We start from the raw sequence: 20,622 nt of genomic DNA on the forward strand, positions 1-20,622 counted from the left end.
AGAACGGCGTGGTAACCGTTCTCCTTTTTTATAGTCGGGTGTCCTTTCAGTCACTTCGTGACTTTTGGGACACCCTCCACTACGATACAGTTCTGCAGGGAGGAAAATTTGACGGGTGCCTGGGACTGCTGGGAGCTATCGAGGCAGTGCAGACGCTGAGAGAAGGCGGATATGTGCCAGGCTGCCCTGTGTGGGTGGTGGGCTTTAAGGACGAGGAGGGCAACCGGTTTGGGTACGGCATGATCGGGAGCAAGGCTATCTGCGGGAAGGTACTGCCAGAGGGGCTGGCGTCTGAAGATGGGGACGGCGTCTCCCTGCGCGACGCTATGAGATCCTACGGGCTTTCCCCGGAAGAACTGGATACCTGCAGGGTGGATCGGATAAAAGCCATGCTGGAGCTTCACATTGAGCAGGGGCAGGTTCTGGAAAAGGGAGGCTGCCAGATCGGCGTTGTGGAGGGAATTGCGGGACTGGAGCGGTACACAGTGACCATTGCCGGGAGCAGCGCCCACGCGGGAGCCACGCCCATGAGCGGGCGGTCAGATCCGGTCCCGGCCATGAGCAGATGGATCCTGCGGGTGACAGAGCTGGCCAGGGCGAGGAAGGACTGCGTGGCTACAGTGGGGCGCATAGAGGTGCGTCCCGGGACCTGCAACATTATCTGTGGGGAAGCTCGTTTTTCCCTGGACATCCGCAGTGTCCGGGACGAGGATATACGGGATGTCATGGGAGAGATGGAGCGCTTTGAGGCGACTCTGGAAGAACAGGAGCATGTCAGGATCACAAGAGCGCTGGATCAGTCGCTGCCCGGAACAGTCTGCGATGAAGAGCTGAAAAAGAGGATGGAGGAGATCTGTGACAGAAACAGCTATTCCCGGTGCCGGATCATGAGCGGCGCGGGCCACGACAGCATGAATTTTGGAGGACTTTGTCCTGTCAGCATGATCTTTGTGCCATCCCAGGGAGGATACTCCCACCGGAAGGAGGAGTACACTCTGCCGGAGGACTGCGGGGCAGGAGCCCAGGTGCTCATGGAGATGATAAGGGAGACAGCAGCCTGTAAAGAATACCTGTAAGGGATAAAGAAATGGTTTTAGCCTTCGGACAGAGCCGGTATGAGCGGCCCTCAGGGAGGATAAAATATAGTATCACAGAAAAGAAGAGTAAGAGGAGGTAACTAATGAAAGAAAAAATCAGCAGCTTCTTTCGCTTTCAGGAGCGGGGAACAAGCTTCAAAGTGGAGACAATAGCTGGTATCACTACATTTATGACGATGGCGTACATTCTGGTCGTACAGCCGAGCCTTATGGTGGGGGATGCCGACTATGTCATTGACACCAACGGGGTGATGATCACCAAGGAGGCCATCCTTGTCACCTGCGCTCTTGTCAGCGCTGTCATCACGCTTTTTATGGCGCTCTATGCCAATATGCCATTTGCCCTTTCCACCGGGATGGGAAATAATGCCATGTTCGGCGCTATGCTGATCGCGGGGGCTATTTCCTTCGGCGGCATCATGTCACTGATCCTGATTTCAGGAGCGATCTTTGTGCTGCTCACCGTGTTCGGTGTGCGGGATCTCATTGTAAAGACAATCCCCAAAAACCTGAAGATTGCCATCAGCACGGCCATTGGATTTTATATCGCCTATCTTGGATTTAAGAACAGTGGGATCGGCACATTTGTGGATGGCATCAGCCAGGGTGATTTCAAACAGCCCTCTGTGTACCTGGCCATTTTCGGTCTGATACTGATCGCGGTGCTGACAGCACGCAAGGTAACAGGGGCCATCCTCATCGGAATTGTGGCGGTCACGGTGCTGGGCATTCCTCTCGGAGTGACGACGGTTCCGGAGACGCTGGCAAAGGTGCCGGATTTTGACGGGCTTGGCAATCTGATGTTTGCCTTTGACTTTAAGGAGGTGCTCTCCTTCTCCGCTATCCCGCTGATCTTTGTGTCCTTCTGCGGAGACTTCTTCTCCACCCTGGGAACGGTTCTCGGTGTGGGAGCTAAGGCAGGTATGCTGGATGAGAATGGAAACCTGCCGAATATCCAGAAGCCCTTCCTCGTGGATGCCATTGGAACCTGCGTGGGAGCATGTACAGGTAACACGGTAGTGACCACCTTTGTGGAGTCCAGCGCCGGAGTGGAGGCGGGCGGACGCACAGGCTTTGCCAGTGTGATCACAGCTATCATTTTTGCTCTGATGGTGTTCCTGTCACCCCTTGTGCTGATGATCCCCAACGCGGCCACAGGACCGGCCCTCATCTTTGTCGGCTTCCTCATGATCCAGGGCATCCAGAATATCGACTTCTCTGATTTTACAGAGGCATTTGGCCCCTTTGTCATGATCATGTTCACGATCTTCACAGGATCCATTGCAGGCGGTATTTCTGCCGGCATTATCGCTCACGGAGTGATCAAGCTGCTGACGGGCAGATGGAAGGAGGTACATCCATTTCTCTATGTCCTGTGCATCCCACTGATCCTGTATTTCCTCTCATAAGGAAGAGCGGCAGACCGGTAGTCTGCAGAAAGGCGGTATATGATGAAAATTCAACCGAAAAATAAAAAGGAGCTGCTCCGTGCAGCCCTTGGCGAGATCGACAGCGATCTGGCCATCACCAATGTGCAGCTTGTCAATGTGATCACAGGGGAAATTTATCCTGCGGATGTATTTGTCTATGACGGGATGATCGCCCATGTGGAATACAAAAATCCCGGGACGGAGCTGGACAAGGCAAAAGAAGTGGTGGACGGGGGAGGAAGGTATCTGATTCCCGGCTTTATCGACGCCCACGAGCACATTGAGAGCTCGATGATGACTCCCAGGAATTTTGCCAAAGGGGTGATCCCTCACGGGACGACTACAGTTGTCACAGACCCCCACGAGATCGCTAATGTGTGCGGCATGGAGGGAGTGCGCTACATGCACGAGGCGGGAGATGACCTGCCTATGCGGCAGCTCATCGATATTCCCAGCTGCGTGCCGGCGGTGCCGGGACTGGAGAATGCTGGAGCGGAATTTTTTGCCGGACAGATCGAGGAGCTGTCCTCCATGGACCGGGTTATCGGCCTGGCTGAGGTGATGGATTTCCTGGCCGTGATACACGGGGAAGACCGGATGATGGACATTATTGACGTGATGGACAAAAAAGGACTGTACCTGCAGGGACACGCCCCTTCTGTCTCCGGAAGGATGCTGTCAGCTTACCTCTGCGGCGGCCCCAATACCTGCCATGAGTCCAGGGAGCGCTATGAGGCGCTGGAGAAGCTTCGCAGCGGTATGTTTGTGGACGCCAGAGAGTCCTCTATCACGAAAAATGTGGAGGAGATCTGGGAGGGCGTGAAAGGCGTCCGGTTCTTTGACCATTTCTGTCTCTGTACAGACGACAGGGAGGCGGATGACATCCTGCACGTGGGCCACATGAACGATGTGGTCAGAACGGCCATCCGAAGCGGCATGGACCCGGTGACAGCCATCAAGAGCGCCACCTTTAACACGGCAAGAGAGATCCACCTTGAGAACCTGGGAGCCATTGCCCCGGGATATGTGGCGGACATGCTCATTGTGAGCGATTTAAGGGAGCTGAAGCCGGACTATGTATTTTTCGGCGGAAAGCTGGTGGCCGAGATGGGACAGATGTCTGTGCCCATCGAGGATAGAGAGTATCCTCTGGAAAAGGTTAACACCATGTATGTGAGAGAGCTGACGGAGGAGGATTTCCGGATCAAGGCTCCGGTGGAAAACGGAACGGTGACAGTCAATGTGATGGAGTACCCGGATATCCATCTCTCCTCCACAGAGCTGACCACAGCCCAGCTGCCGGTGAAGGACGGGTATGTATGCCTGGAGGGAGAGGATCTCAAATTCGTGGCTGTGGTAAACAGGCATAAAGGCCATGACACCATCGGCTTAGGTATTGTGAAGGGCTTTGGGACGACCTGCGGCGCCCTGGCATCCACAGTGTCCCATGACAGCCACAACCTGACCGTTGTCTACGACAGCGCGGCAAATGCATTGGCAGCGGCAAAGGCGCTGATCCAGTGCGGAGGCGGTATGAGTGCGGTCAAGGACGGACGTCTGCTCCATGTGCTTGAGCTGCCCCTGGCAGGGCTTATTTCCCTGAAAGACGCCGCGGAGCTGGCAAAGGACAGCCAGGCCATGAAGGAGGCTAACAGGGAGCTGGGGCTTACAGGGCTTGAGAATCCGCTCCTGCGAATTGTAACACTGGCCCTTCCTGTCATTCCCAAGGTAAAAATGTCCGATCTGGGAATGGTGGACGTGCTGAAAAAGGAACTGATCCCCCTGTTTGCGTGATCAGTCTGCATGTACGATACAAATTCTGGTTATTGGAGGAATGAAAGATTATGAAACAGAAAAAATCCGGAAACGGAGAATTTAAGAAGGAGATCGGCCTGTTCGGCGGTATGAGCGTCATCTGCGGCATTATGATCGGCTCCGGTATTTTCTACCTGGGATCCTATGTGCTCCAGCGCTCTAACTACAGTCTGGGACTGGCCCTGATCTGCTGGCTGCTGGGCGGCCTTGTGTCCCTGCTGGGCGGCCTGTGCTTTGCGGAGCTGGGAGCCTCTGACCCGAAGGCGGGAGGGCAGCTTGTATATCTGAGCAAGGCCTACCACCCGGTACTTGGATTTATGTACGGGTTTACCCAGTGGATCCTGGCCAGCTCCGGCTCCATCGCAGCCATCGCGGTGGCCATCCCGACAGCTCTCGTGGACTTTATCCCCGGGCTTACCCAGCTTCACATTAAGCTGATCGCCATCGCGTTGATCGTGCTTTTGACGCTCTTCAACCTGAGAGGGGTAAAGGGGGCGTCCAACCTGCAGACATTTTTCATGGTGGCCAAGCTGCTCCCCATTTTTATCATCATGATTGGAGCTCTTGTGCTGGGCAACCAGACGCCGGACTTAAATCCGGTGCCGGCCTCGGCCCCGGACGGATCACCGCTGACAGCGGGCTCTGTCTTCGGCATGATCGCCTTTGCCACAGTGGCCTCTCTCTGGGCTTATGAGGGCTGGACCAACCTGAACGCAGTGGCGGAGGAGATCAAGAACGTCAAGAGAAACCTGCCTCTTGCCATTATCCTGGGAATCGGCGGCGTTGCCATTTTCTATGCCCTGTTCAACTACTCGCTGCTGCGGGTGATCCCCCTGGACGAGGCGAAGAGCATGATCGAGAGCGGCAGCCTGTATCTGGGAACCACAGTGGCGGAGAGACTCTTTGGTGTTGCCGGAAAGATCATCGTTCTTATCGGTATGCTGCTGGCCATGTTCAACTGCTTAAACGGCATGGTCCTGGCTTTCTCACGTATTTACTATGCCATGTCCGCTGAGAAGATCTTCTTCAAAAAGCTGGGCACACTGAACAAAAACGGCGTTCCGGCAGCCAGCCTGATCTCTCAGATGATCATTTCCATCATCCTTGTATGCCTGCGGAATCTGGATCAGCTCACCTCACTTGTGGTATTCTGCGGCATGCTGTTCAACTGTCTGGCGGTGACAGCGGTGTTTGTCTACAGGAGAAAATATCCGGATCTGGAGCGGCCCTACAAGGTATGGCTCTATCCGGTATCTGTTGTCATCACAGTCATCCTCTTTGTGGGGCTGATGGTGAACAACCTGATGGAGGATCCGGTGACTGCCCTGACCGGACTGATCGTCCCGGTAGTTGGCATCTTTTTCTATCTTTACTTTAGAAAGAAATATGGCGAGGAGGAGAAGGAACATGCGTAGGCCGGTGATCGGAATATCGGGAAATTTAACTCCCATCGAAAATGACGGAGTCTTTACAGGGAACCTGCGGCAGTACATACACACGGACTACACCTCCAGCGTGGAGCGGGCAGGGGGGATCCCCCTGCTCCTGCCGGTCAGCGATGATCCGGAGGTGATTCGTTCTCATGCCCGGCTCTGCGACGGGATCGTCCTGTCAGGAGGGGCGGATGTGGATCCCATTCTCTACGGAGAGGAGGGCATCCAGGGCCAGGGATACTCCATGCGGGAGATCGATGTCTACGATATGGAGCTCTTTAAAGCCGCTCTGGAGGAGAAAAAGCCTGTACTTGGCATCTGTAAGGGCCTGCAGATCATCAATATCTGCTTTGGCGGGACGCTTTACCAGGACATCCCCTCTCAGAGGGAGCACTGCATCAAGCATACCCAGAATACGGAGCGCTACCAGGGTACCCACAGGATCCGGATCAAGGAGGACAGTGTCCTTGCCGGGCTCCTTCCGGACGGGACGTTTGTCAACTCCTGGCACCACCAGGCTGTCAAGGATGTGTCCCCCAGGCTGACAGTGACGGCCACGGCATCTGACGGCATCGTGGAGGCTGCGGAGTACATGGAGGAGGGCCAGTTTGTCATGGGCGTGCAGTGGCACCCGGAGATGATGGCATCCTGCGGAAACAAGGAGCAGCTTGGTATTTTTAGGAAGCTGATCGAACAATGTGTCTCTTTGGAAGGGAAGCGGTAAAGAATGACAGAGATATTTACGAACGCGGCTGTGACAACCATGGATGAGGACAGGCCGAAGGCCGAGGCATTTGCTGTCCGGGACGGGGTGTTCACCTTTGTGGGTAGCCGGGAGGAAGCGCAGGAATACGCCCGGCGGCTGGAGTCGGAGGGGGAGAGTGTGACGTTCACAGATCTTTCCGGGAGGAGCGTGCTCCCTGCCTTCCAGGACTCCCACATGCACTTTGTGGGATTTTCCAAGCATTTCATCAATGTGGACTTAAACGGCTGTGACAGCATAGAGATGATACAGCAGTGCCTCCGCGACAGCATCGGCCAGCGGGGATCCTGCGGACCGGATGCCAGGACGGATGAAAACGCCTGGCTGGAGGCCACAGGCTGGAACCAGGACTATTTCACCAAAGGGGAGAAGCGGTTCCCTACGGCGAAGGATCTGGATGCGGCAGTGGGAGACCGGCCGGTCATCGCTCTGCGGGTGTGTGAGCATGTGGGCGTCTTAAGCTCTGCCGGCATGCGGCTCCTGGGGCTGACAAAGGAGAAGGTGCAGGAGCTGGGGGAATTCGCCCTCACAGACGAGGCGGGAGAGCCTCTGGGTATCTTCCGGGAAAAGGTGCTGGACCGTATCAGAAGCCAGGTTCACATCCTGAACCGGGAGATCCTGGAGGATATTATCCTGAAGGGGCAGGAGGAGGCCCTGTCCTACGGGCTTGCCACCATACACACGGACGACATCGGTTTTATGCCTGATGAGGATTATCACCTGCTCTTCTCGGTCTACCGGGATCTGCTGGAGAGGGGAGAGCTGAAGATCCGCATCTGCCAGCAGAGCCTGCGCCAGAGACCGGAGCTGATACGAAAGTACTACGAGGATGGCTTCCGGTACGGCGGGGGGGACCATCATCTGCGGGTGACAGGAATCAAGCTGCTGGGCGACGGCTCCCTGGGAGCAAGGACAGCGGGGCTGCGCCGTCCCTACGCAGACGATCCCTCCACCTGCGGCCTTACTATCTTCACGGAGGAACAGCTGGATGAGCTGGTGAAGACAGCCCACGACCTGGGCTATCCCGTGCTGGTTCATGCCATTGGGGATCGAACCATCGAGATGGTGCTGGACGCTCTGGAGAGGGATAAGAAAAACAGAAAGCCGGAAGAGTCATTCCGGGATGGGGTCGTCCATGTGCAGATCACGGACGGGGAGCTTCTGGATCGTTTCAGGAAGCAGGACGTCATGGCTCTTGTGCAGCCCATCTTCATTGATTACGACATGCACATCGTGAGGCAGAGGACCGGGGACATGGCAGACACCTCCTACGCCTGGAAGACGCTGGCGGACAAGGGAGTCCACGTATCCTTTGGCACGGACTGCCCGGTGGAGTCCTGTGAGCCTCTGCCCAACATTTACACGGCTGTGACCCGCCGGGGTCTGACAGGGGAGGAGCGGCCCGCCTACCGGCCCGAGGAGCGAATGTCCGTCTATGAGGCGGTGCGGTCCTACACCGTGGAGGGCGCTTACGCCTCTGGAGAGGAAGACCTCAAGGGAAGGATCCGGGAAGGGATGCTGGCGGACTTCATCATTCCGGACCGGGATCTCTTTTCCCTCGCGGATCCGGAGGAGCTGCGGGAGAGCAAGATACTGGCCACCTATATTGACGGCGAGAAGGTGTACGAGCGGGCCTGAAAAAATATTGAAAAACAACCCGCTTATAGTAAAATGGACGAAAGAAAAAATACAACAGATAATTTATAACAATGCGCCCTGCGGATATCCGCGGGGCGCATTTTCAAGTGAGATAGTATGGTTTTCCGGCCTTTACAGGCAGCCAGGGGAAAAGGTTGACAAAAGCCATAATACGATGTAAACTTAGGATACCTTCTAGCTTGAAGGGACATTTCTTGAACCGCATCATTCAAAAAGCGGTTCCCATTCATATCTGACGTATCGGGCATATCTGCCGGATTACCCGGAAATGATGAAAAATTTATGTAAAAGTTGCACGGAGGGAAGAAACTGTATTATACTGACAAGGAGGAGAGGGTCAGCCTCATCTGTGAGACGGCCCGCCGGTTTGCCCCGGACTATGACGTAGACCAGATCTATGCCGCCCTTGCGGGGAGCGCGGAGAAAGGGGACAGGGAAGAGACAAAATCAAAATAAAAACCCGGACATACACCTGAAGCTATATTTTGCCCATACAGATGAGAGTCTGTACGGGCTTTTTGTGTTTGTTTTGCAATCTTTTTGCATTTTGTCTGTTAAATACAGGAGAATGATGTATAATAAAAGAAAATATTCTGAAAAAAATAGGAGGGAGGCGCGTTATGTTAGAAAAGCTGGATCTCACGAAGAAGATGGGAAAAGAAGAGTACAAAGAGAAGATGGAGCATTTGGAGAAGAGCCTTGGCAAGCTGCAGCGCAGGTGCAAGGAGCTGAATATCCCTGTTATGATCGCCTTTGAGGGATTTGGAGCTGCCGGTAAGGGGCTGCAGATCGGAAAGCTGATACAGGCCCTGGACCCGCGGGGCTTCCGTGTGTATGCGGTGAAGAGTGAGACAGAGGAGGAGAAGCTCCATCCCTTCCTCTGGCGATTCTGGACAAAGCTGCCGGAAAAGGGACGCATCGCCATCTATGACACGAGCTGGTACACGAGGGTTCTCAAGGATCGGTTTGACAAAAAGGTGAAAAAGCCGGAACTGGCGGACGCCTATGAGTCTATCCTGTCCTTTGAGGATCAGCTGACAGAGGACGGCATGGTGATCATAAAGCTTTTCCTGGCCATTGATAAAAAGGAGCAGAAGAAGAGATTTGACAGGCTTCTTGCCTCCAGGGACACCGCCTGGCGGGTGACAAAAGGGGATTTGAGGAGAAACGAGAAATTTGACAAATACCAGGAGATGAACGAGGAGATGCTGGCCCGCACGGACACGGAGAAGGCGCCCTGGCATATTGTGGAGGCAGTGGACCGGCGATTTGCCACTGTGAAAATCTATTCCATCGTGGAGGAGATGCTCGCCAGGCAGATCGAAAAGGTGGAGGGCTCGCTGGCGGACGACAGGGCCGGCAGGGACGAAGGGCCCGGCACGGACGCAGCGGAGACGAAGGAGCTGATGGAGTCGATCCTGGGCAAGGTGGATCTCAGTCTGTCCTGCGGACGGGAGGAGTATGAGAGGGAGCTGAAGGTACTGCAGAACCGTATCCGGGAACTCCACGGGGAGCTGTACAGACGGAGAATTCCGGTTGTCCTGGGCTTCGAGGGCTGGGACGCGGGCGGAAAGGGAGGCGCTATCAAGCGACTCACAGCCAAGATGGATCCGCGGGGTTACGTGGTGCACCCCACCGCGTCTCCCAACGCGGTGGAGAGGCAGTACCACTACCTCTGGCGGTTCTGGAAGGATATGCCGAAGGCCGGTCACATCACTATCTTTGACAGGACCTGGTACGGCCGCGTCATGGTGGAGAGGATCGAGGGCTTCTGCACGAAGAGTGAGTGGCGCAGAGCCTACCGGGAGATCAATGACATGGAGAGGACCCTGACAAGGGAGGGCGTGATTGTGCTGAAATTCTGGATGCAGATCGACAAGGACGAGCAGGAACGGCGCTTCAGGGAGAGGCAGGAAAACCCGGAGAAGCAGTGGAAGATCACGGAGGAGGACTGGCGGAACCGGGAGAAGTGGGATCAGTATGAGGTGGCTGTCAACGAGATGCTGATCCGCACCTCCACGGCCAACGCACCATGGATCGTGGTGGAGGGCAACGACAAATACTACGCCAGACTGAAGGTCCTGCGCACGGTGGTGGAGGCCATTGAGGAGAGGATCAAGACGGGAGGGAAGAGAGCATGAACATCCGGGAGGAGATGGAGGCCAGGGAGGAAGCCAATTTAAGTCCCTACGCCACCCTGAGCAGCAGATCCAGAGGGAGAAAGAGACCGGAGCCCCAGTGCGACATCCGGCCTGTATTCCAGAGAGACAGGGATCGGATCCTCCACTGCAAGTCCTTTCGAAGACTGAAACAGAAGACCCAGGTGTTTCTTCTGCCCAAGGGTGATCACTACCGTACCAGGCTGACCCACACCCTGGAGGTGTCCCAGAACGCCAGGACCATTGCCAAGGCCCTCCGTCTCAACGAGGATCTGGTGGAGGCCATTGCCCTGGGCCACGACCTGGGGCACACCCCCTTCGGCCACGCCGGTGAGAGGGCTCTTGACCAGGTGTGCCCGGAAGGGTTCCGGCACAATGAGCAGAGCGTCCGGGTGGTGGAGATCCTGGAGAAGCAGGGCAGAGGGCTCAATCTCACCTGGGAGGTGGTGGACGGTATCCGGAACCACAAGTCCAGCGGCAGGCCCCACACGCTGGAGGGGCAGATTGTCCGTCTCTCAGACAAGATCGCCTACATCAACCATGATATCGACGATGCCATCCGGGGCGGTATCCTGACGGAAGAGGATCTGCCCCCGGAATTCACGGACGTGCTGGGGCACACTACCCGGATGCGGCTGAACACCATGATCCACGATGTGGTGACCCACAGTATGGACCGGCCGGAGATCATCATGTCGGAACACATCCGGACAGCCACCATGGGACTGCGCAGGTTCCTCTTTGAGAATGTGTACCAGAACCCGGTGGCAAAGGGGGAGGAGACAAAGGCCATCGGCATGATCCAGAGCCTGTATGGCTGGTATCTGGATCATATGGAGTTTATCCCCCGTCAGTATCTGGATATGATCGATGAGGGCAGGGACACGAAGGAGAGGGTGGTGTGCGATTACATAGCAGGCATGACAGACTCCTACGCGGTGAAAAAGTTTCAGGAATTTTTTATCCCGGAATCATGGAAAAATTAAAGGAAATGAAGAAGTTTTGTCGAATATTATAAATGTAGGCAATTTTAAAGCCATAAAAAAAGCAGAGAAGAGGATGACGACAGCTGATGTATTATCCGGACGAAGTGATCGAGGAAGTCAGATCGAGAAATGACATTGTGGATGTGATATCAAGCTACATAAAATTACAGAAGAAGGGCAGCTCCTATTTTGGTCTCTGCCCTTTCCATAACGAAAAATCTCCTTCTTTTTCAGTGAGCCGCGATAAGCAGATGTACTATTGCTTCGGCTGCGGGGCGGGAGGCAACGTGTTTACCTTCCTGATGGAGTACGAGAACTATTCTTTTGTGGAGGCACTGAAGTTCCTCGCGGAGCGGGCAGGGGTCCAGCTTCCGGAGGAGGAGTACTCCAAGGCGGCAAAGCAGAAGGCGGACCTGCGGGCCAGGATCCTGGAGATCAATAAGCTGGCGGCCAAATATTTTTACGCCCAGCTCAAGGCCCCTCAGGGAAAGACGGCCTACGACTATCTGAAAAACAGAGAGCTCAGCGATGAGACGATCCTGGCTTTCGGCCTGGGCTATGCCAACAAGTACAGCGATGACCTGTACCGGTACCTGAAGACAAAGGGATACAGTGACGAAATCCTGTCCCAGGCGGGGCTCATCTCCATCGACGAGAAGCATGGCCCCTATGATAAATTCTGGAACAGGGTCATGTTTCCCATCATGGATGCCAACAGCCGTGTTATCGGCTTTGGGGGCCGGGTGATGGGCGACGCCAAGCCCAAGTATCTGAATTCTCCGGAGACAGTTGTCTTTGACAAGAGCCGCAATCTGTACGGCCTGCACAGGGCCCGGACTTCAAGGAAGCCCTATTTTCTCCTGTGCGAGGGGTATATGGATGTGATCTCCCTGCATCAGGCGGGATTTACCAACGCGGTGGCCTCCCTGGGGACGGCCCTGACGTCGGGGCACGCCTCCCTTATCAAGCGGTATGTGAAGGAGGTCTACCTCACCTACGACAGCGATGAGGCGGGGACGAAGGCAGCCCTGCGGGCCGCGCCGATCCTGCGGGCCGCGGGCATCACCGCCAGGGTGATCCGGATGGATCCCTACAAGGACCCGGATGAATTTATCAAGAACCTGGGTGCGGAGGCCTTTGAGGAGAGGATCCGGGGCGCCAGGAACAGCTTTATGTTTGACCTGGAAATGCTGGAGAAGGACTACGACATGGCAAGCCCGGAGGGAAAGACTGAGTTCCTGAAGGAGGCGGCCCGGCGGCTGAACACCTTTGACGAGGAGATCGAGAGGGGAAACTACATAGACGCTGTGGCGAAGGCCTACTCGGTCAGCAGCCAGGATCTGCGCAAACTGGTGACCCGCATGGCGGTGGAGGGAGGACTGGCAAAGCCAGCCGCCCGCCCCAGGACAAGCGGCGACCGGGAAAAGGAGAAGGAGGACCGACACCTGAAATCCCAGAAGATCCTCCTCACCTGGATGCTGGAAGGGGAGGACATCTTCCGCCAGATCAAAAAATATATCTCCCCTGCCGACTTTACAGAGGATCTGCTGCGCACTGTGGCGGAGAAGCTGTACGAACAGTATGAGGTGGGGGATGTCAATCCGGCCCGGATCATCAACTTCTTTACAGACGAGGAGGAACACCGGCGGGTGGCGGAGCTCTTCAACACGAGGATCCGCGAGCTTCCCACTGTCAAGGAGCAGGAGAAGGCGCTCCGGGAGACGATCCTCCGTGTGAAGGAGAACAGCATAGAGGAGGCGGCCCGGCGGCTGGCCCCCACAGACATTGCCGGACTCCAGAGGCTGATGGAGGAAAAGCGGGCGCTGCAGGCCCCGGACAAACTGCATATTTCTATTAATTAGGGATAAAATATAAACAAGCAATGAGAGGATGGACACTGCATGGACGAGAACATGGTAAAATTTACGGAGAAGCTGAATGACCTGAAGGCCCTTGCCAGAAAGAAGAAAAATGTGCTGGAGATCACAGAGATCAACGATTTCTTTGCTGACATGGAGCTGAACTCCGACCAGATGGACAAGGTCTTTGAATATCTGGAGGCGAACAACATCGATGTGCTCCGGATGGATGATGACGACGAGGGCCCGGACGACGCGGATCTCATGCTGACAGACGAGGACGAGGTGGACATGGAGAAGATCGACCTGTCTGTCCCCGACGGCGTCAGCATCGAGGATCCGGTGCGCATGTACCTGAAGGAGATTGGAAAGGTGCCCCTTCTGTCCGCTGAGGAGGAAGTGGAGCTGGCCAAGAGGATGGCGGAGGGCGACGAGGACGCCAAGAAACGTCTGGCAGAGGCCAACCTGCGTCTTGTTGTGAGCATTGCCAAGCGCTATGTGGGCAGAGGCATGCTCTTCCTGGATCTGATCCAGGAGGGAAACCTAGGCCTTATCAAGGCGGTGGAGAAATTTGATTACGAGAAGGGATTTAAGTTTAGTACCTACGCCACATGGTGGATCCGGCAGGCCATCACCCGGGCTATCGCAGACCAGGCCAGGACTATCCGTATCCCCGTGCATATGGTGGAGACCATCAACAAGCTGATCCGCGTCTCCAGACAGCTTCTCCAGGAGCTGGGACGTGAGCCCACCCCGGAGGAGATTGCGGAGGAGCTGGACATGCCTGTGGACAGAGTCCGTGAGATCCTGAAGATCTCCCAGGAGCCGGTGTCCCTGGAGACTCCCATCGGTGAGGAGGAGGACAGCCACCTGGGCGACTTCATCCAGGACGACAATGTGCCGGTTCCCGCGGAGGCGGCTGCGGCTACCCTCCTCAAGGAGCAGCTGGACGAAGTGCTGGACACCCTGACAGACAGGGAGCAGAAGGTGCTCCGCCTGCGCTTTGGCATGAACGACGGCCGTGCCCGCACTCTGGAAGAAGTGGGCAAGGAGTTCGACGTAACAAGAGAGCGTATCCGCCAGATCGAGGCGAAGGCGCTCCGGAAGCTCCGGCATCCCAGCCGCAGCAGAAAACTGAGAGATTATCTGGATTAAGAAAGAGGCGCCTATGGAACTATCAAAGAGACTATCTGCCGTGGCAGGTCTTGTGACAGAGGGCGCCTCTGTCGCGGATATTGGCACGGATCACGGATATATTCCTATCTGGCTGGCCAAAAGAGATCCCTCTGTAAGGCTGATCGCCATGGATGTCAATGAGGGGCCCCTTGAGAGGGCCAGGAAGCATATCCTGGCGGAGGGGCTGTCAGACAGGATCGAGCTGCGGCTGTCGGACGGATTTTCCGCATTAAAGCCCGGAGAGGTGCATACAATCATCGCAGCGGGCATGGGCGGAGGACTGGTGATACATATTCTGGAGGCAAGCCCTTCCGTTACCGCTTCTGTGAAGGAATTTATCCTCCAGCCCCAGTCCGGGATCGAGCGGGTTCGGGCCTATCTGGAGAGCCATGACTATACAGTCATCCGGGAGGAGATGGTGGAGGAGGACGGGAAGTACTATCCCATGATGAAGGCGGTTCACGCAGAGGAAGGACGGCCGGAGACACGGCCCTGGTCCAGGGTGGAGCTTCTCTACGGCAGAGATCTCCTTGCCCGCCGGCACCCGGTACTGCGGGATTATCTTCTGCGGGAGCGCCGTATCCGGGAGGAGATCCTCCTACGCCTGGAGAAGGCGGGGACGCCGGGAGCCCTTCTGCGGGAAAAAGAAGTAGACAGAGAGCTGGAGGAGATCCGGGAGGCGCTGGACGTGTATGAAGGAAAGGAGCAGTGAGACAATGCTTTGCAAAGATGTGATGGATGTGATCGAGGAGGCCTACCCGGCCGACTATGCCATGGACTGGGACAATGTGGGACTCCTTGTGGGGAGAGATGACAAGGAAGTGAAGCGCATTTATGTGGCTCTGGATGCGGATGACGCGGCCATCGAGGATGCGGTGCAGTGGGGGGCCGACATGCTTGTGACCCATCACCCCATGATCTTCTCCGGCCTGAAGAGAATCAACAATCTGGACTTTATCGGGGCCCGCATCCTGAAGCTGGTGCGGAACGACATTTCCTACTACGCCATGCACACCAACTACGATGTGCTGGGGATGGCTGAGCTGTCGGGAAAGAAGATGGAGCTGAAGAATCCGGAGGTGCTGGAGGTGACAAGAGAGGGGGAGCAGCCGGAGGGGATCGGCAGAGTGGCGGATCTGGCCAGCCCGGTGCCGCTCAGTGAGGTGTGCTGGTCTGTGAAGGACCGATTCCACCTGGGGGCTGTGAAGGTGTTCGGGGATATGGAACAGATGGTATCCAGGATCGCTATCTCCCCGGGATCCGGGAAAAGCATGGTGAAGGCGGCGCTTGACAAGCGGGCGGATGTGCTCATCACAGGGGATATCGACCACCACACAGGTATTGACGCGGTGGCCCAGGGCCTGGCCATCATTGATGCCGGGCATTACGGGATCGAGCACATTTTTATAGAGGATGTAAAAGCGTATCTGGAAGAGAGGCTGAAGGGCGTGGAGGTGAAGGCCGCGCCGGTGCGCCATCCCTTCCAGATCGTGTGACGGCAGGGCGCTGACGTAAAACGGAGCATACAGGAGGTTTGTCATGGAGCGGAAGATGTATCGGATCGAGGCGGATGGAGAGACAAGGGAGTATCCGGAGGGCACGCCCTACAGGGTGATCGCCGGGGATTTCCAGAAGAACCATGAGAATGATATCGTGCTGGTCTTTGTGGACGGGAAGCTGCAGGAGCTCCACAAGACACTGCAGGGGGACTGCAGTCTTGTCTTTGAGACTACAGGGGACGAGATCGGACACAGCACCTACAAGAGGAGCATGTGTCTCATGCTGGTCAAGGCCATCTACGACGCCGCCCACCACGAGGGGATACGGAAGGTGAGGATCCACTACTCTATGGGGGATGGATATTACTGTACCATGGATGCGGATTTCCCCCTGACCCGGTCCTTCCTGGACCAGGTAGAGGGGAGGATGCGCTCCATGGTGGAGGAGGACATGCCGGTGCGCAAAAGGACCATACATACGGATGAGGCTGTGGCCCTGTTCCGCAGACATGGCATGCACGACAAGGAGCGCCTTTTTGAGTACCGCCGCGTCTCCAAGGTCAACATCTACAGCATGAATGAGTTTGAGGACTATTATTACGGCTATATGGTGCCGTCGGCCGGCTATCTGCGATATTTTGCCCTCTATCTCTACGATGAGGGCTTTGTCATCCAGATGCCCTCCAGAAGGGAGCCTCGCAGCCTGGCTCCCTTTGCCCCCAAGAGCAAGCTCTTTCAGGTCATGAAGGAGTCCACAAAATGGGGGGATATGCAGGGGATCGAGACCGTGGGCTCTCTCAACGACCGGATCACAAAGGGCGGCGATATGCGGGATATGGTGCTGGTGCAGGAGGCTCTCCAGGAGAAGAAGATCGCTCAGATCGCGGAGAAGATCGCCGGCCGGAGGGAGGCCAAATTTGTCCTCATCGCCGGCCCCTCCTCATCGGGGAAGACTACCTTTTCCCACCGCCTGTCCATTCAGCTGCGGGCCGCCGGCATGGTACCCCATCCCATCTCTGTGGACAACTATTTTGTGGAGAGGGAGGAGAACCCAAGGGATGAAAACGGGGATTTTGACTTTGAGTGCCTGGAGGCGGTGGACACAGACCTCTTCAACGACCAGATGAGGCGCCTCCTGGATGGGGAGGAGGTTGTCCTGCCCACCTTCAATTTCAAGACCGGGCACAAGGAATTCGGGGGAAAGCCGAAAAAGCTGGGAGCTGAGGATGTGCTTGTGATCGAGGGGATTCACTGCCTGAATCCCAAGCTGACCCTCTCCCTGCCCGACGAGAATAAATTCCGGATCTACATCAGCGCTCTGACCCAGCTCAACATAGATGAGCACAACCGGATCCCCACCACGGACGGCCGCCTGATCCGCCGGCTTGTCAGGGATGCCAGGACCAGAGGCTCCTCGGCCAGGAGAACCATAGCTATGTGGCCCTCTGTGAGAAGAGGGGAGGAGAAGAACATTTTCCCCTACCAGGAGGAGGCGGACGTCATGTTCAACTCGGCTCTGATCTATGAGCTGGCTGTGCTGAAGCAGTATGTGGAGCCCCTGCTCTTCGGAATTGAGAGGGACTGCCGGGAATATCTGGAGGCGAAGAGACTGCTGAAATTCCTGGACTATTTTGTGGGAATTGAAAGCACCCTCGTGCCGGCCAACTCCCTGCTGCGGGAGTTTATCGGCGGAGGATGCTTCCGGGTGTAGTCAGGGCCGCTTCTAGCGGCCGCTGTAGAAAGCTTTTATGTCAGAGAGACGGGAGCTCATGCGGATCATGAGGAGGTCAGCCACAGTGAGGGCGGCCATGGCCTCCACCACCACAACAGCCCGGGGGACGATGACCGGGTCGTGTCGGCCCTGGATAGAGATCTTCAGATTGTTTCCTTCCCTGTCCACGGTGTCCTGCTCCCGGGAGATGGAGGGTGTGGGCTTGACGGCGGCCCGCAGGATGACGGCGCTGCCGTCGCTGATGCCGCCCAGAGTGCCCCCTGCGTGGTTTGTACGCTTGTGTACGCCGCTTTCGTCCGCGTAGAAGGGATCGTTGTTCCTGCTCCCAAAGGAGCGGGCCGCTCCAAAGCCGTCGCCTATTTCCACGCCCTTGACAGCGCCGATGGACATGACGGCTCCAGCCAGGGCGGCGTCCAGCTTGTGGAAGACAGGCTCGCCGATGCCCGCGGGCAGGCCGTCGATCCTGCACTCTACAACGCCGCCGGCGGAGTCCTGCCTTCTGATACAGTCCTCCAGAAAAGCGGCGGCCTCCTCAGCGTGGGATCGGGAGGGCATATAAAGAGGATTTTCTGTGATCTGACTGAAATCATATGCGCCATCGGGGATGCTGATATCTCCGATGGCTTTTGTGTAGGCCGTAAAATGGATGCCAAGCTCGGCCAGCAGCTTTGCCGCCACGGCGCCAGCGGCTACCCGCCCGGCTGTCTCCCGGCCGGAGGAGCGGCCGCCTCCCCGGTAGTCCCGGATGCCGTATTTGCGGTCAAAGGTGTAATCTGCGTGGCCGGGCCTGCAGCAATCTTTGATAGAGCTGTAATCCCGGGATCTCTGATCTTCATTTTTAATCAGGATGGAAATGGGGGTGCCGGTGGTCTTTCCATCAAATACGCCGGAGAGGATCTGTGCCCGGTCCCCCTCTCTCCTTGCTGTGGTAAATTTTCCCTGTCCCGGCTTCCTGCGGTCCAGGTAGCGCTGTATGTCCTCCTCGCAGAGTGGAAGCCCTGCCGGGCATCCGTCCACGACGGCGCCCAGGGCCGGACCGTGGGACTCGCCCCAGGTGGTGACGGTGAAAAGTGTTCCAAGTGTAGAACCTGCCATGATGCATCGCTCCTTTATTTTGTAAATTGTTTGTTAAATCCTGTTAAGATATATTAAGATTTATTATAAACAAGAGGCGGATTGTTGACAAGAGAAAGCCGGGACACTATAATTACTACGTATTGTGTAAAAGTGTAGCTATAAGTATAAATATAGAGACAGGGAGCAGATTTGTATGAGCAAGAAAGAAAACAGCCGGGAGGATATTGAGCGCTCCTCAGAAGAAATTCTCGAAGAGACGATGAAAGAGATCTACGATGGCCTGCAGGACTCCGCTGCGGAGGACGTCCAGGCGGGAGAGGAGTCGGAGGAGCCGGATACAGACTCTCTCCAGGAGCTGGAGGAGGAGCTCAGCGAGGGGGAGGAGGATCCCTTTGACGGCGATGACGGCGTGATCCGCCTGGATGACAATGAGGAGTTTTATGACAGAGAAGATGACGAAGACGACGCGTTTATGAGCGATGAGGATGAACTGGAGCCCGAGGAAAAGACAGGCGGAAAGAAAAGAGGAAAAAAGAAGGTGTTGATCGTCCTTCTGGGCATCCTGGGTGTGCTGGTGCTTGCCTATCTGGGCGTGGCTCTGTTCTTTACCAGGCACTTCTTTTTCTACACAAGGATCAACGGCACAGAGTTTTCCGCTCAGGCTGCCGGGGCAGTGGAGAGCTATATGGAGGAGCAGGTCAAGGACTATGAGCTCACACTGAAGGAGATCGACGGTGGATCAGAGAGCATCGATGGGGACGACATAGACCTTACCTATGTAGAGGGAGACGAGGTCACTACCCTTTTGAAAAAGCAAAATCCCCTTCTGTGGATCACGGCTCTCTGGAACCATCCGGAGATTACGGCTTCTGTGGGAGTGGAATACGATAAAGACAAGCTAAATGAAGTGATCGCGGGTCTGAAGTGCATGCAGCCCGAGGAGCAGACAGCTCCCCAGTCGGCCCGTCCTGTATTCCAGGATACAGAGTTTGTGATCCAGGACGAGGTGATCGGCTCACAGATCGACACAGAGAAGTTTACAGAGGCGGTCAATACAGCTATAAGCGGATTTCAGTCCACTCTGGATATGGAGGCGGAGGACTGCTATGTGATGCCCGCCTTCACCGCTGACTCTCCGGAGGTGGCGGCTGCCAGGGACGCCATGAACAGCTATCTGGGAGCAAATATCACCTATGATTTTAATCCATACACAGAGGTGGTGGATTCATCCGTCATCTCCCAGTGGGTGACTGTGGACGACAGTATGAATGTGACCTTTAACCAGGACGCGGTGCGCAGCTACATCCAGGAGTTGGCGAACAAATACGACACCTACGGGAAGACAAGGACAATAGTCACAAGTCTGGGAAATACAGTGGAGGTGTCCGGCGGGACATACGGCTGGCAGATTGACCAGGAGGCAGAGTACAATGCCCTTACGGCCAATATCCAGAACGCGGAGACTGTGACGCGAGAGCCCCAGTACGCAAGGCGGGCCGCCTCCCACGAGGGAAATGATTACGGAAGCAGCTACGTGGAGATCGATCTGACCAACCAGCACGTGTGGGTTTATGTGAATGGACAGTGCGTGGTGGAGACGGACTGTGTTACAGGCAACCCGGCTGAGGGCAACGGCACACCCCAGGGAGTCTACTCTATCGCCTACAAGCAGATGAACACAACTCTGAGAGGGCCGAAGAAGGCGGACGGGACATATGAGTGGGAGTCACCTGTCACATACTGGATGCCATTTAACGGCGGAATCGGACTCCATGACGCTAACTGGCGTTCCTCCTTTGGAGGGAGCATTTACCAGGGCGGTGGAACCCACGGATGTGTGAACCTTCCCCCGTCAGTGGCCGGAACGGTATATGACAACATCCAGGCCGGAACCCCGGTTGTATGCCACTATTAAGGATAGATAAGGAATTTTCGGA

Annotated in this window: 15 protein-coding genes; 14 read left to right on the forward strand and 1 reads right to left on the reverse strand. The window is 56.0% G+C overall.

Features of this window, described 5'->3' with window-relative positions:
* The 13 genes from FGQ86_RS06595 to FGQ86_RS06655 form a co-directional block, all read left to right on the forward strand.
* Nucleotides 1-1,076: Zn-dependent hydrolase (locus tag FGQ86_RS06595; RefSeq protein WP_138303268.1), on the forward strand; the 1,076-nt coding region annotated here is incomplete at its 5' end.
* Between the two features lie 104 nt (nucleotides 1,077-1,180).
* Nucleotides 1,181-2,506: an NCS2 family permease gene (locus tag FGQ86_RS06600; RefSeq protein ID WP_033125380.1), complete on the forward strand. Its 1,326-nt coding sequence runs from the start codon at nucleotides 1,181-1,183 to the stop codon at nucleotides 2,504-2,506.
* A gap of 39 nt (nucleotides 2,507-2,545) precedes the next feature.
* Nucleotides 2,546-4,321, forward strand: a complete 1,776-nt coding sequence (ade, locus tag FGQ86_RS06605; protein WP_033125381.1) for an adenine deaminase — start codon at nucleotides 2,546-2,548, stop codon at nucleotides 4,319-4,321.
* Nucleotides 4,322-4,371: 50 nt separating this feature from the next.
* Nucleotides 4,372-5,757, forward strand: a complete 1,386-nt coding sequence (locus FGQ86_RS06610) for an amino acid permease (protein WP_033125382.1) — start codon at nucleotides 4,372-4,374, stop codon at nucleotides 5,755-5,757.
* Complete coding sequence (locus FGQ86_RS06615) at nucleotides 5,750-6,499, forward strand: gamma-glutamyl-gamma-aminobutyrate hydrolase family protein (protein WP_033125383.1); 750 nt, start codon at nucleotides 5,750-5,752, stop codon at nucleotides 6,497-6,499. The genes FGQ86_RS06610 and FGQ86_RS06615 overlap by 8 nt, the downstream gene beginning before the upstream one ends.
* Nucleotides 6,500-6,502: 3 nt before the next feature.
* Nucleotides 6,503-8,176, forward strand: a complete 1,674-nt coding sequence (locus FGQ86_RS06620; RefSeq protein ID WP_033125384.1) for an amidohydrolase — start codon at nucleotides 6,503-6,505, stop codon at nucleotides 8,174-8,176.
* A gap of 641 nt (nucleotides 8,177-8,817) precedes the next feature.
* A complete protein-coding gene (locus FGQ86_RS06625; RefSeq protein WP_138303269.1) occupies nucleotides 8,818-10,338 on the forward strand; it encodes a phosphate--AMP phosphotransferase in 1,521 nt (506 codons plus the stop codon).
* Complete coding sequence (locus FGQ86_RS06630; RefSeq protein ID WP_033125386.1) at nucleotides 10,335-11,342, forward strand: deoxyguanosinetriphosphate triphosphohydrolase; 1,008 nt, start codon at nucleotides 10,335-10,337, stop codon at nucleotides 11,340-11,342. Before FGQ86_RS06625 ends, FGQ86_RS06630 begins: the two co-directional genes overlap by 4 nt.
* Before the next feature lie 86 nt (nucleotides 11,343-11,428).
* Entirely contained in the window at nucleotides 11,429-13,204 is a 1,776-nt protein-coding gene (gene dnaG / locus FGQ86_RS06635; RefSeq protein WP_138303270.1) for a DNA primase, read from the forward strand.
* 39 nt (nucleotides 13,205-13,243) lie between these two features.
* The gene (gene rpoD / locus FGQ86_RS06640; RefSeq protein ID WP_033125388.1) at nucleotides 13,244-14,356 is read left to right on the forward strand and encodes an RNA polymerase sigma factor RpoD; all 1,113 of its coding nucleotides are present in this window, start codon (nucleotides 13,244-13,246) and stop codon (nucleotides 14,354-14,356) included.
* A 13-nt stretch (nucleotides 14,357-14,369) separates the two neighbouring features.
* Complete coding sequence (locus tag FGQ86_RS06645) at nucleotides 14,370-15,089, forward strand: class I SAM-dependent methyltransferase (protein ID WP_033125389.1); 720 nt, start codon at nucleotides 14,370-14,372, stop codon at nucleotides 15,087-15,089.
* Nucleotides 15,090-15,093: 4 nt separating this feature from the next.
* Nucleotides 15,094-15,873, forward strand: coding sequence for a Nif3-like dinuclear metal center hexameric protein (locus FGQ86_RS06650; RefSeq protein ID WP_033125576.1), 780 nt, complete (start codon nucleotides 15,094-15,096; stop codon nucleotides 15,871-15,873).
* Between the two features lie 43 nt (nucleotides 15,874-15,916).
* The gene (locus tag FGQ86_RS06655; RefSeq protein ID WP_033125390.1) at nucleotides 15,917-17,587 is read left to right on the forward strand and encodes a nucleoside kinase; all 1,671 of its coding nucleotides are present in this window, start codon (nucleotides 15,917-15,919) and stop codon (nucleotides 17,585-17,587) included.
* A 12-nt stretch (nucleotides 17,588-17,599) separates the two neighbouring features.
* Here the strand turns inward: FGQ86_RS06655 and aroC are convergent, their stop codons facing one another.
* Complete coding sequence (aroC, locus tag FGQ86_RS06660) at nucleotides 17,600-18,703, reverse strand: chorismate synthase (protein ID WP_033125391.1); 1,104 nt, start codon at nucleotides 18,701-18,703, stop codon at nucleotides 17,600-17,602.
* Between the two features lie 175 nt (nucleotides 18,704-18,878).
* On the opposite strand from aroC, the gene FGQ86_RS06665 reads away from it, so the two are divergent.
* Nucleotides 18,879-20,600, forward strand: a complete 1,722-nt coding sequence (locus FGQ86_RS06665) for a peptidoglycan binding domain-containing protein (RefSeq protein ID WP_138303271.1) — start codon at nucleotides 18,879-18,881, stop codon at nucleotides 20,598-20,600.
* Nucleotides 20,601-20,622: the final 22 nt, after the last annotated feature.

This window comes from Clostridium sp. BSD2780061688st1 H5 (assembly GCF_005845155.1).
GTDB classification, from domain to species: Bacteria; Bacillota; Clostridia; order Lachnospirales; family Lachnospiraceae; genus Claveliimonas; species Claveliimonas intestinigallinarum.

What these genes read in the sequence shown, in the direction of transcription:
- FGQ86_RS06610 (WP_033125382.1), top strand. Translation starts at nt 4,372, where the DNA reads ATGAAACAGAAAAAATCCGGAAACGGAGAATTTAAGAAGGAGATCGGC.
- FGQ86_RS06615 (WP_033125383.1), top strand. Translation starts at nt 5,750, where the DNA reads ATGCGTAGGCCGGTGATCGGAATATCGGGAAATTTAACTCCCATCGAA.
- FGQ86_RS06600 (WP_033125380.1), top strand. Translation starts at nt 1,181, where the DNA reads ATGAAAGAAAAAATCAGCAGCTTCTTTCGCTTTCAGGAGCGGGGAACA.
- FGQ86_RS06620 (WP_033125384.1), top strand. Translation starts at nt 6,503, where the DNA reads ATGACAGAGATATTTACGAACGCGGCTGTGACAACCATGGATGAGGAC.
- ade (WP_033125381.1), top strand. Translation starts at nt 2,546, where the DNA reads ATGATGAAAATTCAACCGAAAAATAAAAAGGAGCTGCTCCGTGCAGCC.
- FGQ86_RS06625 (WP_138303269.1), top strand. Translation starts at nt 8,818, where the DNA reads ATGTTAGAAAAGCTGGATCTCACGAAGAAGATGGGAAAAGAAGAGTAC.
- FGQ86_RS06645 (WP_033125389.1), top strand. Translation starts at nt 14,370, where the DNA reads ATGGAACTATCAAAGAGACTATCTGCCGTGGCAGGTCTTGTGACAGAG.
- dnaG (WP_138303270.1), top strand. Translation starts at nt 11,429, where the DNA reads ATGTATTATCCGGACGAAGTGATCGAGGAAGTCAGATCGAGAAATGAC.
- aroC (WP_033125391.1), bottom strand. Translation starts at nt 18,703, where the DNA reads ATGGCAGGTTCTACACTTGGAACACTTTTCACCGTCACCACCTGGGGC.
- FGQ86_RS06655 (WP_033125390.1), top strand. Translation starts at nt 15,917, where the DNA reads ATGGAGCGGAAGATGTATCGGATCGAGGCGGATGGAGAGACAAGGGAG.
- FGQ86_RS06630 (WP_033125386.1), top strand. Translation starts at nt 10,335, where the DNA reads ATGAACATCCGGGAGGAGATGGAGGCCAGGGAGGAAGCCAATTTAAGT.
- FGQ86_RS06665 (WP_138303271.1), top strand. Translation starts at nt 18,879, where the DNA reads ATGAGCAAGAAAGAAAACAGCCGGGAGGATATTGAGCGCTCCTCAGAA.
- FGQ86_RS06650 (WP_033125576.1), top strand. Translation starts at nt 15,094, where the DNA reads ATGCTTTGCAAAGATGTGATGGATGTGATCGAGGAGGCCTACCCGGCC.
- rpoD (WP_033125388.1), top strand. Translation starts at nt 13,244, where the DNA reads ATGGACGAGAACATGGTAAAATTTACGGAGAAGCTGAATGACCTGAAG.